Origin of the sequence: Uniformispora flossi (assembly GCF_049534875.1) — a bacterium.
In the GTDB taxonomy this organism is placed as follows: domain Bacteria; phylum Actinomycetota; class Actinomycetes; order Streptomycetales; family Streptomycetaceae; genus Yinghuangia; species Yinghuangia aomiensis.
Genome location: NZ_JBMULZ010000009.1, coordinates 234159 through 246773, shown reverse-complemented (window position 1 = coordinate 246773; position 12615 = coordinate 234159). Strand labels below are relative to the sequence as shown.

Annotated in this window: 12 protein-coding genes; 8 read left to right on the top strand and 4 right to left on the bottom strand. The window is 73.4% G+C overall.

All coding sequences use genetic code 11. The annotated features are described in order from the left end of the window. Positions 1-43 precede the first annotated feature (43 nt). From ACPA54_RS21525 to ACPA54_RS21515, 3 genes are all read left to right on the top strand, one after another. Positions 44-1168, top strand: a complete 1125-nt coding sequence (locus ACPA54_RS21525; protein ID WP_423532164.1) for a helix-turn-helix domain-containing protein — start codon at positions 44-46, stop codon at positions 1166-1168. Between the two features lie 375 nt (positions 1169-1543). Continuing rightward, a complete protein-coding gene (locus ACPA54_RS21520; RefSeq protein ID WP_423532162.1) occupies positions 1544-3181 on the top strand; it encodes an ABC-F family ATP-binding cassette domain-containing protein in 1638 nt (545 codons plus the stop codon). A gap of 92 nt (positions 3182-3273) precedes the next feature. Next, positions 3274-3705, top strand: coding sequence for an ankyrin repeat domain-containing protein (locus ACPA54_RS21515; RefSeq protein ID WP_423532160.1), 432 nt, complete (start codon positions 3274-3276; stop codon positions 3703-3705). Positions 3706-3864: 159 nt separating this feature from the next. Here ACPA54_RS21515 and ACPA54_RS21510 read toward each other — a convergent pair whose 3' ends face one another. Together ACPA54_RS21510 and ACPA54_RS21505 are read right to left on the bottom strand one after the other, a co-directional pair. Next, a complete protein-coding gene (locus ACPA54_RS21510; RefSeq protein ID WP_423532158.1) occupies positions 3865-4314 on the bottom strand; it encodes a YchJ family protein in 450 nt (149 codons plus the stop codon). Between the two features lie 214 nt (positions 4315-4528). Beyond that, positions 4529-5323, bottom strand: a complete 795-nt coding sequence (locus ACPA54_RS21505; protein WP_423532156.1) for an SDR family NAD(P)-dependent oxidoreductase — start codon at positions 5321-5323, stop codon at positions 4529-4531. An 89-nt stretch (positions 5324-5412) separates the two neighbouring features. Here ACPA54_RS21505 and ACPA54_RS21500 point away from each other — a divergent pair, with 89 nt between their 5' ends. Both ACPA54_RS21500 and ACPA54_RS21495 read left to right on the top strand, forming a co-directional pair. After that, a complete protein-coding gene (locus tag ACPA54_RS21500; protein ID WP_423532154.1) occupies positions 5413-6618 on the top strand; it encodes an alpha-hydroxy-acid oxidizing protein in 1206 nt (401 codons plus the stop codon). Between the two features lie 163 nt (positions 6619-6781). Then, positions 6782-7162, top strand: a complete 381-nt coding sequence (locus ACPA54_RS21495) for a hypothetical protein (protein WP_423532153.1) — start codon at positions 6782-6784, stop codon at positions 7160-7162. A gap of 25 nt (positions 7163-7187) precedes the next feature. Here the strand turns inward: ACPA54_RS21495 and ACPA54_RS21490 are convergent, their stop codons facing one another. Then, positions 7188-7628: a response regulator gene (locus ACPA54_RS21490; protein WP_423532151.1), complete on the bottom strand. Its 441-nt coding sequence runs from the start codon at positions 7626-7628 to the stop codon at positions 7188-7190. 188 nt (positions 7629-7816) lie between these two features. Here ACPA54_RS21490 and ACPA54_RS21485 point away from each other — a divergent pair, with 188 nt between their 5' ends. The 3 genes from ACPA54_RS21485 (at position 7817) to ACPA54_RS21475 (ending at position 11872) form a co-directional block, all read left to right on the top strand. Continuing rightward, the gene (locus ACPA54_RS21485; protein ID WP_423532149.1) at positions 7817-9436 is read left to right on the top strand and encodes a sensor histidine kinase; all 1620 of its coding nucleotides are present in this window, start codon (positions 7817-7819) and stop codon (positions 9434-9436) included. Then, a complete protein-coding gene (locus ACPA54_RS21480) occupies positions 9433-10758 on the top strand; it encodes a PP2C family protein-serine/threonine phosphatase (RefSeq protein WP_423532147.1) in 1326 nt (441 codons plus the stop codon). The genes ACPA54_RS21485 and ACPA54_RS21480 overlap by 4 nt, the downstream gene beginning before the upstream one ends. A 181-nt stretch (positions 10759-10939) precedes the next feature. Further along, the gene (locus ACPA54_RS21475) at positions 10940-11872 is read left to right on the top strand and encodes an anti-sigma factor RsbA family regulatory protein (RefSeq protein WP_423532145.1); all 933 of its coding nucleotides are present in this window, start codon (positions 10940-10942) and stop codon (positions 11870-11872) included. 26 nt (positions 11873-11898) lie between these two features. On the opposite strand, the gene ACPA54_RS21470 is transcribed toward ACPA54_RS21475, so the two are convergent. After that, the gene (locus ACPA54_RS21470) at positions 11899-12591 is read right to left on the bottom strand and encodes a response regulator (protein ID WP_423532143.1); all 693 of its coding nucleotides are present in this window, start codon (positions 12589-12591) and stop codon (positions 11899-11901) included. Between the last annotated feature and the right edge of the window lie 24 nt (positions 12592-12615).

Below are 12615 nucleotides of genomic sequence, written 5' to 3'. Positions count from 1 at the left end.
GGGGTTCACCCGGTCGCCCCGCGAGCGGCAGAGGAGACGGGCGATGGCGGCGCAGCGGGATTACCAGCGCATCGTCGAGGAGGTCGCCGCGCTGCTGGGCGCTCCGGCCACGTTGGAGGACCGCGACTTCACGCTGGTCGCGTTCGCCGCGCACGAAGGTGACGCGGATGTGGTGGCGGACGACGTGCGGGCCCGGTCGATTCTCAGCCGCCGCTCGTCGCCGCAGGTGAAGGCGTGGTTCGAGAGCTTCGGCATCACGCGGGCGACGCGGCCGGTGCGGATTCCGGCGGACCCGGCGACCGGGGTGCGGGCACGGCTGTGCTTGCCCGCGCGGCATGGCGGGGTGACGTACGGCTATATCTGGCTGCTCGACCCGGGCGGCGCGGAGTGGCCGGACACCGACCTGGCGGCGGCGTTCGCGCTGGCCGGGCGCGCGGGCGACCTGCTCGCGGAGGAGGCGCACGCGGGCACGGAGCTGGGCGAGCGGCTGCGGGCGCTGGTCACGGGGACGGGCGACCCGCAGGCGGTGGCGGCGCTGGAGGCGGCGGGGGCGCGGACGGGGACGGGTCCGTACGCGGTGGTGGTGCTGCGGGGCGGGCTGCCGGATCCCCTGACGGTGCTGGGCCAGGCGTCGGTGGTGGCGGCCTACACAGGTGCTTTTGTGCCGGACGCCGAGCCGGACGAGCTCGTCGCGCTGATCCGCACGCCGCGTGCGCCCACCGAACCCGCCCGCCGCCTCGCCCGCCTGCGCAAGGGCACCCGTGCGGGCGTCTCGGCGGCCTTCCCCGGCCCCGCCGAGGCGGCGGCCGCCTACGCCGAGGCGGTCGCCGCGGTCCGGACCGCGAGGGCCTTCCCCGCGTACGGCCCGGTCGCGTCCTGGCCGGAGCTGGGCCCCTACCGGCTGATCTCCCACCTCCCCGCCGCCCCGGATCCGGCCGTGGCCCCGCTGCTGGCCCCCCAGCACGCGGAACTCGCCCGCACGGCGGAGGTCTACCTCGACCGCGCCGCCCACGCGACGCAGGCCGCGGAGGTCCTGGCGATCCACCGTCAGACGCTGTACTACCGCCTGTCCCGGGTGGAGGCCCTGACGGGGTTGGACTTGGCGAACGGAGAACATCGGCTGCTGCTGCATATGGGGTTGAAGGCGGGGCGGATGAGGGGCTGGTGAGGGGCCGGGTGGGGCGTGGGGAGGCAGACGAGACGGCCTCGGGTGACGGGGTGGTGCGCGGGCGGTTCGCGAGGCGCGAGCCTCACGGTGCGAGCGCAGACACCGTGGTGCGGTGCGGGCCGGGTGGCGGCGCGACGGCGGTACGGAGCGCGGTGCGGGCGCACGCCACGTGGCAGCCGCTGCTCCGGCCGGCGCGGCAGGCTCGTGGCCACAGCCACGCCGCGCAGCCGGGCGGGGGATGGGGAGCCGAGGGCCGTCGCGTCGTGGCCGACCCGTCCGTCGCGGCCGTCACCGCGTCCTCTGCTCCCCCGCTCTCCCCGCGGCTTCCGCTCCGCCCGCCCGTCGTTCTCCCGCGCCCGCTACGATCGGCGCGATATGAGCGCCACGATCGTCGTCAAGGACCTCTCCGCCGGGCACGGTGACCGCGTCCTGTTCTCCGCGTTGGATCTGGTGGTCGCCCCCGGCGACGTCGTCGGGCTGGTGGGGGTGAACGGGGCCGGCAAGTCGACGCTGCTGCGGATGCTGGCGGGGTTGAGCACGCCGGAGAGCGGCTCCATCCAGCTCAGCCCGCCCACCGCGACCGTCGGGCATCTGCCGCAGGAGCCGGAGCGCCGCGCGGGCGAGACCGTGCGCGCGTTCCTGGGGCGGCGTACCGGCGTGACCGACGCGCAGGCCGCGCTCGATGCCGCGACCGAGGGACTCGTCGAGGAGCGCCCCGGCGCCGACGACGAGTACGCCGTGGCGTTGGAACGCTGGCTCGACCTCGGCGGCGCCGACCTCGACGAGCGCGCCGACGAAGTGGCCGCGGACCTCGGCCTCGCCGTCGACCTCGACCAGCCGATGACCAGCCTCTCCGGCGGCCAGGCCGCACGCGCCGGGCTGGCGTCGCTGCTGCTCAGCCGGTACGACGTGTTCCTCCTCGACGAGCCCACCAACGACCTCGACCTCGACGGCCTCGACCGCCTCGAAAAGTTCGTCACCGGGCTGCGGGCGGGCGTCGTCCTGGTCAGCCACGACCGCGAGTTCCTCACCCGCACGGTCACCCGCGTCGTCGAACTCGACCTGGCACAGCAGAAGATCCGCATGTACGGCGGCGGCTACGAGGCCTACCTGGCCGAACGCGAGGTCGCCCGCCGCCACGCCCGCGAGGAGTACGACCAGTACGCCGACACCCGCGCGTCCCTCGAAGAGCGCGGCCGCACCCAGCGCGCCTGGATGGACAAGGGCGTCAAGAACGCCCGCCGGAAGTCGAACGACAACGACAAGATCGGCCGCAAGTTCCGCTCCGAGGCGTCCGAGAAGCAGGCCGCGAAGGCCCGTCAGACCGAGCGCATGATCGAGCGGCTGGAGGTCGTCGAAGAGCCCCGCAAGGAGTGGGACCTGCGGATGGAGATCGCCGCGGCGCCGCGCGCGGGCGCGGTCGTGGCGACCTTGCGCGCCGCCGCCGTCACGCGCGGCGAATTCACGTTCGGCCCGGTCGACTTGCAGGTCGACTGGGGCGACCGTGTGGCGATCACCGGACCGAACGGCTCGGGCAAGACCACGCTGCTCGGCGCGCTCCTCGGCCGGATCCCGCTGGACTCCGGGCAGGCCGCGCTCGGCCCGGGCGTCGTGGTCGGCGAAATCGACCAGGCTCGCGGCCTGTTCCTCGGCACCGAGGCCCTGCTGGACGCGTTCGGTGCGGCCGTCCCGGACCTGCAGCCCGCCGACGTCCGGACGCTGCTGGCGAAGTTCGGACTGAAAGCGGACCACGTGCTGCGTTCCGCGGACACCCTCTCGCCGGGCGAACGCACGCGCGCCGCACTGGCGTTGCTTCAGGCCAAGGGCGTCAACCTGCTGGTCCTCGACGAGCCGACGAACCACCTGGACCTGCCCGCGATCGAGCAGTTGGAGTCGGCGCTCGCGTCGTACACCGGCACGCTGCTGCTGGTCACCCACGACCGCAGGATGCTCGACGCCGTGGAAACCAACCGCCGCCTGCACGTCGCGGCAGGCCGCGTGACGGGCGGCTGAACACCGCCCGACCAGTTCGACCCCCGCACGGCTCCGCTGCTTCGGTCGGCCGCGCCCCGACCGCACCACCATCGAAGGACAGAACCCCCGCCATGAAGCGCCGTATTGCCAAGAAGCTGTCGAACCGCCTGGTCATCGCCGTGCATTACGCCGACCTGGAAGCCACCCGCCGGCTCCTGCGCGCGGGCGCGGACGCGGACCGTCCGGACGCGGACGGCACGACGCCGCTGTACGCGGCCGCGGTGCGCGGCGACGCCGACATCGCGGAACTCCTCCTCGGCGCGGGCGCCGACCCGAACCGGGAGAGCGGCAACGGCGACGAAGGCCTCCCGCTGTGCGCGGCCGCGGTGTGGGCGCACGACGACGCGGTCGGGGTCCTGCTGGCGGGCGGCGCCGACCCGAACCTGCGCGAGGACGGCGGCTTCGGCAACTCCGCCATCCACTGGACGGTCCGCGAGGGCCACACCTCGACGACGGCGCTGCTGTCGGCGGCGGGCGGCCGTCGCCCGCTGCTGTTCGCGTAAGGCGGGCACGGCGGCCGCCGGGGCCGGCTCACCCGGCGGTGTGCCGGGCAGGGCCGCGGCGCGGAACGGTGGCGCCGGGCGTCCGCCCGGCTGAGTGCCGGGCAGTCCGCGGCGCGGGCTGTCCGACCGCGGAGCGGTCGTCCCCGGCGGCCGCTCGATTCAGTCCGCGAACCGCCCGTCGACGTACACCCACCGCCCGTCGACCCGGCTGAAGCGGCTGCGCTCGTCGAGGACGTGTTCCCGGCCGCCCTCGCGGTAGCGGGCGCGAAAGGCGACCGCGCCTTCGGCGTGGAACGGGCCGCCGTCCTCCGCCCCCAGGATCTCCAAGCCGAGCCAGCGCGTGCGCGGGTCGAGGTCGAGCGCCGCCGGGCGGGTCTCCGGATGCCAACTCGCCAGCAGGTAGGCGGCATCGCCGACCACAAAGGCGCTGTACCGCGACCGCATGAGCTGCTCGGCGGTCGTGGCGGCCGCGTCGCCGCGGTGCAGACGGCCACAGCAGTCGGTGTAATCCGCCGGGAGCCCGCACGGGCACGCGGTCGGCGTGGCGAACGCCGCGGGCGCGACGGAACGGGGGGCGGAGGCCTGCGGGCGGGTCTTGCGTCGGGACATGCGGTGATTATCGCGCCACCGCCGACCGCTCCCGAGCAGTGCGTCGGCAGGCGCCGCGCGGACGGTTCCGCGCGGCGTGGCTGTGCGGCGTGGTGGCGCAGGTCTCCGTACCCGACGGCACAGCCGCGCGGCCGACCCCGCGTCGGCACCGCACAGACGCGCCGATCGGACCTGCCGCACAGACCGTCCGCCCGGACTCGCCGTCCGAACCGTCTCAGTGCGCCGTCCATCCCCCGTCCACCGGCAGCACCGCCCCGGTCAGATACGACGCCGCAGGGCTTGCCAACAGCAGCGCGGCGCCGCCGAGTTCGGAAGGCTGGGCCCAGCGGCCGAGCGGGACTTGGTGGTCGAGGAAGGCCCGCACCTGCGGGTCGTCGTCGACGCCGTCGTTGAGCGGCGTGCGGAACGGCCCCGGCGCGAGCGCGTTGACGCCGATCCCGGTGCCCGCGAGTTCGACGGCCAGGCTACGGGTGAACTGGACGACGGCGCCCTTGCTCGCCGCGTAGGCGCTGCGTTCCGCGGCGCCGACGACGCCGAGGGCGCTGGCCAGCGTGACGATGCGCCCGTAGCCGGCAGCGCGCATCACCGGCACCGCCGCCTGGCAGGCCAGGAAAGTGCCGGTCACGTTGACGTCCAGGCACCGACGCAGATCGGCGACGTCGAGCTGCTCGATCCCGCCGCGGGCCTGGATGCCGGCGCTGGTCACGAGGATGTCCAGTCGGCCTTGCCGCGCGGTGACCGCGGCAACCGCCGCACGGACGGCGTCGGCGTCGGTCACGTCGCAGGCGACGCCGGACACGTCCGCGCCGGTCTCGCCGACGATCGCCTCGGCGGCCTTCGCACACGCGTCGCCGCGGCGGCTCGCGACGACCACGGCCGCCCCGGCGGCGGCCAGCGTACGGGCGATCGCGAAGCCGAGGCCTTCGGAACCGCCGGTGACGAGCGCGGCCTGACCGGAGAGGTCGAACGCGGCGCCGGAGGTGGGGTCGGACGTGCTGGTGGCAGGCATGCCGCGATCATCACAGCTGCGTTGTCGATCACGCAGCCGGATTTCCCGCATCGCGGGTGACCTGCCGGCGACGGGTGTATGAAAGTTGAATGACCGCTGATCACACCCCGTCTTCCTCCCCCGCCGAACCGCCGCGGCCGTTGTCCGGGTTCCAGGACGAGATCTACCTGCAAGGGCTCCTGGAAGACCGCGTGCCGCCGTTCCCCACCGACCCGGCGCGGCTGGAGGAAGCCGCGCGGCGGGTGCTCGCGGCGGGCCCGTTCGGCTACGTCGCCGGGGCGGCGGGTACCGGGGCGACGGCGCGGGCGAACCGGGAGGCGTTCGACCGGTGGGCGATCGTGCCGCGCATGCTGCGCGACGTGCAGCACCGGACGCTCGACCGCGAGGTGCTCGGCACGCAGATGACCGCGCCGGTGCTGCTCGCGCCGATCGGGGTGCTGTCGATCGTGCACCCGGACGCCGAGCCGGCCGCCGCGCGGGCCGCGGCCGGCCTCGGGCTGACGAGCGTGCTCAGCACGGCCTCGTCGACCCCGTTGGAGGAGGTCGCCGAGGCGGCCGGGGACGGCGACCGGTGGTTCCAGCTGTACTGGGCGCGCAGCCCCGAGGTGACCGCGAGCCTGCTGGCCCGGGCCCGCGCGGCGGGCTACCGCACGCTGGTGGTCACGTTGGACACGGCGATGCTGGGGTGGCGGCCCCAGGATCTCGACCAGGCGTACCTGCCGTTCCTGCGCTCGATCGGCATCGCGAACTACCTGTCCGACCCGGTGTTCCGCGCGGGGCTGGCGAAGCCGCCGGAGGAGGATCCGTTCGGCGCGGTGGCGCACTGGGCGGGCATGTTCTCCAACCCGGGTGCGACGTGGGAGGACTTGGCGTTCCTGCGCGAGCACTGGGACGGCCCGATCGTGCTCAAGGGCATCCTGCACCCGGACGACGGGCGTCGGGCGCTGGACGCGGGCATGGCGGGTGTCGTGGTGTCGAACCACGGCGGGCGGCAGGTCGACGGGGCGATCGCCGCGCTCGACGCGCTGCCGCTGGTCGCGGAGGCGGTCGGGCAGGACCTGACGGTGCTGTTCGACAGCGGCGTCCGCACCGGGTCGGACGTGGTGAAGGCGCTGGCCCTGGGGGCACGGGCGGTGCTGCTGGGACGGCCGTACGCATACGGGCTCGCCCTCGGCGGCGAGGAGGGCGTGCGGCATGTACTGCGGTGCGTGCTGGCCGAACTGGACGTGACGCTGGCCCTGTCCGGCCATGCCCACGTGGACGACCTGACGCCGCGGGACGTGGTGCGCCGATGAGCGAACGCCCCGATGACGGAGGGGAGTTACCGCAGGCGGCCGGTCGGGGGATCGGAGGCCGGCGTGCACCAAATCAACTGGTGGGCCCTCGCCCCGCGTCCGCTCGCAGTTCCGATGCGCCGGTTTCGTTGTCGGCGGCGGTGCGGCGACCTAAAGTACCGCTATGCCCGGCACACCCTTCGCGTCCGTCCTTACCGAGGAGGAGCTTGCCGTTGTGGCACACGCCGCGGTGGCGGACGTCGCGCACGATCTGACCCTCAAGGCCTTCCGGGATCCGCGGGAGCCCGCGCCCACGGTCGAGGCCGCCGTACGCCGTGACGCCCTGGCGGAGCTGCGCGTCCTGATGCACCTGCAGTTGGCGGTGGAGGCGCACATGCGCGTGGCCGCGGCGGTGGCCGCAGAGGCGGGCGCGGGCTACCCGGAACTGGGCAATGCCTGCGGTATCACGCGCCAGGGCGCCCGCCGACGGTGGCCGGGCCTCACCACCGGCGAGCCCCGTCCGGAGCCGGTTCTCCACCTGCACCGGGACGCGACCGCGTCGTGAGGCCGGCCGCGATGCCGCCGCCGCGTCAGGCGGAGGGCCGGGTGGGGAGCGTCGCGGTGCGGAAGAAGAACGCGTCGATGCCGTGCACCGCTTCGGTGAAGGCGTCGAGATCGATCGGCTTGGTGATGTAGGCGTTCGTGTGGTTCCGGTAGGCGTCGCTGACGTCCTGGGGCGCTCCGGACGTGGTCAGCACGACGACGGGGATGGCCCGGAGGTCTTCGTCGTTCTTCAGCACCGCGAGCAGTTCGCGTCCGTTCATCCGCGGCATGTTCAGGTCCAGCAGGATGAGGTCGGGCGGCGGGGTGGACCGGTCCCGCAGGTGTTCCAGCGCGGCGACGCCGTCCTCGGCTTGGACGACGCGCCTCTCGGCCACCTGACGCAGCGCGTCTTCGATGAGCAGAGCGTCCGCCGCGTCGTCTTCGACCAGGAGGATGTCGTACGGACGGCGGGAGACGAGGGCGGACAAGAACGGCCTCCGGTTGCTGGCGCGGGCACGCGGCCCGCTGGGGACGCGACCGGCTGCGGCCGCTGCCCCACCCTACGTGGTGCCCCACCATGCGACAACGCCCGTTGTCGGCGGGAAATTACGGCCGGGTAAAGTGTGCGGGTTCGGCAACGGGCCCGCATGGCCCCCGTCTGGAAGGAGGTCGGTGCGTGGTAGCCCCCGTGGAGCCCGTCGACACGGCATCCCGATGGACCACCCAGCGCTGGCTGCGCGTCTCGGTCGGGCTCGCCCTGACCGTGCTCGTCGTCTTGGGCGCACTCGGCACATGGTCGCTCGCCCGGGCGTCGCAGGTCACCGACACACTGGTGAACCGCAGTACGCCCGCGTTCCTGGACGCCCTCCGCCTGCAAGGGGCTCTGCTCGACCAGGAGACCGGGATCCGCGGGTACGGCCTGTCCGGGGATCCGGCGCTGCTGGAGCCGTACCTGACCGGGGTCGCCGACGCGAATGCGGCCGTCGACCGGCTGCGCCCCCTTCTCACGGACGACGCCGACGCCCGCCGGGACCTGGCGGGGCTGCTCGCCGCCGCGGAGGAATGGCAGACCGCCGTCGCCCGGCCCATCGCGGCGACCCCGGCGGGCGCCCCGGCACTCGCGGAAGCCCGGCGGGTCGGCAACGGGAAACAACTCTTCGACAAGGTCCGCGAGGCCGCGACGGCCCAGCAGGGCCACCTCCAGGACAAGCGCGCCGACGCGGCGCGGGCCCTGGACACGGCCGAGACACAGCGCAATGCCGTCTTCGCCGCGGCCGGCGCCCTGATCCTGGTCATCGCCGTGCTGTCCTTCGAAGGGCTGCGCCGCGGCGTCACGGCGCCGCTCGATCACCTGTCGGCCGATATCCGGGCCGTCCGCGAGGGCGACTTCACCCACCCCGTCGAGCCGACCGGCCCTTCCGACCTGCGGGCTCTGGCGCGCGACGTCGAGGGTATGCGCCAACGCCTCGCCGACGAACTGGACTTCAACGTCGACGCACGGCGCCGGCTCGACACGCAGGCCGAGGAGCTGCGCCGGTCGAACGCCGAACTGGAGCAGTTCGCCTACGTGGCGTCCCACGACCTCCAGGAACCGCTGCGCAAGGTCGCGAGCTTCTGCCAGCTCCTGCAACGGCGCTACGGCGGGCAGCTGGACGAACGCGCCGACCAGTACATCGGGTTCGCCGTCGACGGCGCCAACCGGATGCAGGCCCTCATCAACGACCTTCTCGCGTTCTCCCGGGTCGGGCGGCTGGACAGCGACCACACGCCCGTCGACCTCGAAGAGGTCTACGCCGCGACGGTCGACGTCCTCTCGCTCGTGGTCGAGGAGACAGGTGCGGAGATCACCCACGACCCCTTGCCGACGCTGACCGCGAACCCCGCGCAGATGGGGATGCTCCTCCAAAACCTGCTCGGCAATGCGGTGAAGTTCCGGGCCCCCGACCGGGTTCCGCGCATCCACTTGTCCGCCGACCGGGACGGCGATGTGTGGCGGTTCGCGGTCACGGACAACGGCATCGGCATCGCTCCCGACTACGCCGAGAAAGTCTTCGTCATCTTCCAACGCCTCCATGCCAAGGACGCTTATCCAGGCAACGGCATAGGCCTGGCCATGTGCAAGAAGATCGTGGAGTACCACGGGGGTTCCATCTCCGTGGATCCCGGACACACCGATGGCGCACGTATTGCTTTCACGCTGCGCGCGGACGCGGCCGAAGGGGAATCCCCGAACTGCGTGGCTCCCCCGGCCCTCGCGTTCGCCGGGGCGACCGCCCGCGAGGACGATCTGCCGTGACGACGCCCGCCTCACCCGCCGACCGCCCCGCCACGACGGGGCCCATGCGCATCCTCCTCGTCGAGGACGACGCCGGCGACGCGCTGCTGGTCGAGGAGCTTTTGGCCGACACCGGGCTGGACCATGTGCTGAGCTGGACCAAGAGCCTCGGCGAAGCACGAGCCCACGCCGCCGGCCACCCCACCGACGTTGTCCTCCTCGACCTGCATCTGCCCGACGCATCCGGTGTGAGTGCCGTCGCGGCGATCCAGGAGGCGGCTCCCTCGGCCGCCGTGGTCGTCCTCACCGGCCTCGCCGAATCGGAGGCGGGTGCCCGCATGGTCGCGGCGGGCGCTCAGGACTACCTCGTCAAGGGCGAGGTCCCGCCGGAGCTGATGGAGCGGGTGCTGCGCTACGCCGCCTACCGCAAGCAGGCCGAGCAGGCGGCCGCGGAGCTGCTGGAGCGGCGGATGCAGGCCGCGGAGAACGTCCGGCTCGAACGCGGTCTCCTGCCGGCCCCGCTGCTCCACGGCACGGATGTGTCCGCGTGCATGCGCATCCGCCCCGGACGGCAGCGTGCGCTGCTCGGCGGGGATTTCCTCGACGTCGTGCAGACCGAGGACGGGATTGTGCACGCGGTGATCGGGGACGTGTGCGGCCACGGGCCCGACGAGGCCGCGCTCGGCGTGGCCCTGCGCATCTCGTGGCGGGCGCTGACGATGACCGGCCTGCGGGGCACCGCGTTGCTGGACGCCCTCGAAAGGGTCCTGGTCGCCGAGCAGCCCCACCAGTTGTTCGCCACCTGCGTCCTCGTCGAGATCGACCCGGGCCGCGCGGAAGCCACCGTCGTCCTGGCCGGACACCATCCGCCGCTGCTGGTGTCCGGCGGCACCGCGGTGGAGATCACCGCGGAGCCCGGCATCGCGCTCGGCCTCCTGCCCGGCCACGGCGGTTGGCAGCCGGCCAAGGTGCGTCTGCCCCGGGAGGACGCGGCCCTCATGCTCTACACCGACGGGCTCATCGAGGGCCGTGCCGGTGACGACGGCGCACGACTGGACACCGAAGGGCTGATCGACCTGATCATCGACGCCGGCATCCAGGAGCCGGACAAGCTGCTCGACCACCTCGTCACCACGACCCAGGCCCTCAATGCCGGGCGGCACGCGGACGACCTGGCCATCCTCCACCTGAGCTGGGTCGCCAACGTCGTACCTCCGGGACGGATCGCCACGGGTGGGAGGCCGACTGTGGGCGCTGGGGACTCCAAGCCTCCCCTGCCTCGGCACGAGCAGGACGGGGGCCCGGCAATTGCGCCGGCACCGGAGAGGCAACGTCGGAGGTGACCTTGTTGTCCGCTCGAACCGGGATACGCGCCCGCGGTGGGATGAACACGGCGGCCCGCTTGCGCCGGGAACGGGCGCGGGCGGGGTTCCCCCGGGGCGTCGTGGCCGACTGCCCCCCGCCGCGGTTCCGACGGGTCATGGAGCTGTTCCGGCCGGGCTCGGACCGGATCGAGGTGACGCGGTGACCGCGGGCATCCGGCCCCAGGCGTTCGTGCACCCTGCGCTGTTCTACCGCGGCCCGCAGGACTACGCCCGGCGCACCGTGGCGTTCCTGAAGGAGGGTTTGGCCCGGGGCGAGCCGGCGGCCGTCGCGGTTCCCGGCCCCAACCTGGAGCTGATCAAGGCCGGGCTGGGCCCGGACGCCGACGGCGTTGTCTTCCTGGACATGACCGACGTCGGCCGCAACCCCGGGCGGATCATCCCCCGAGTACTGCTCCGCTTCGCCGACGCCCACCCCGCCGGGCGGGTGCGGATCATCGGCGAGCCCATCTGGGCGGGACGGTCCGAGGCGGAGTATCCCGCGTGCGCGCAGCACGAGGCGTTGATCAATGCCGCGTTCGAGGGGAGAGGCGCGACGATCCTGTGCCCCTATGACGCGACGCGGCTCGCCCCGGCAGTGATCGCAGACGCGCGGCTCACCCATCCGGTGCTCATCGGCGAGGACGGCCGGGAGGAGGCCAGCCCGGCCTACGACTGGCAGGCAGTGGTGGCCCACTACAACCAGCCGCTGGTCCCTGCCGCGGACTCCGTCGTCCGGTCGTATGCGCGCCGGGACCTGTCGTCCGTTCGCCGATACGCCGCCGACCGGGCAGCGCACATGGGACTGGCCGGACAGCGGCTCATGGACCTGGAACTGGCCGTCGCGGAACTCACGACCAACAGCGTGGTCCACGGCGGAGGTTCCGGAACGCTGGCGATGTGGGTCGACCAAGGGCAGTTGGTGTGTGAAGTCCGCGATCGCGGCCTGCTGTCCGATCCGCTGGCGGGCCGCAGACCACCCGGCGGGCAGCAGATCGGCGGCCGGGGGCTGCTGCTCGTGCACACGGTGGCCGATTTGGTGCGCATACACACGAGCGGCGACGGCACGGCCGTCCGCGTCCACTTCGGGCTCTGACCTGGTGCGCCGCCGAGCGGCAGCCGTCAACCCGGGTCCGGAGCCGCCACTCCCGGGGTCACCAGGGCCGTCTCGTAGGCGAGGATGACCGCTTGGACCCGGTCCCGGAGCCCGAGTTTGGCGAGGATACGCGTGACATGGGTCTTCACCGTCTCGATGCTCACGGTGAGCGCGGCTGCGGCTTCGGCGTTGGTCAGGCCGTGCGCGAGCAGCCGCAGGACCTCGAGTTCGCGTGGTGTCAGCCGTGCCAAATCCGCGTGCACGGACGGCGCGGCCCGGCCCGGATGGGCGAACCGCTCGACCAGCCGCCGGGTGATCGCAGGGGCCAGCAGGGCGTCGCCCGCGCTGACGGCCCGTACCGCGGCGACGAGTTGCTCGGGTGTCACGTCCTTCAGCAGGAAGCCGCTCGCACCCGCGTTGAGCGCGGCGTAGACGTAGTGGTCGAGATCGAACGTCGTCAGCATGAGGATCCGGCACGGACGGCCGTCCGCCGCCGACGGCGGATCGGCCATGATGCGGCGGGTCGCGGCCAGACCGTCCAGGTTGGGCATGCGGATGTCCATGAGCACCACGTCCGGGCGCGTCCGCCGCACCGCCGCACACGCCTCGTCGCCGGTCGCCGCCTCGGCCACCACGTCGATCCCGGCGACCGTGAGAATCATGCGGAATCCGGAGCGGACGAGTGCCTGGTCGTCCGCGACCACGACACGCAGCGGCACCGCGCTCTGATCGCCACCAGGCGC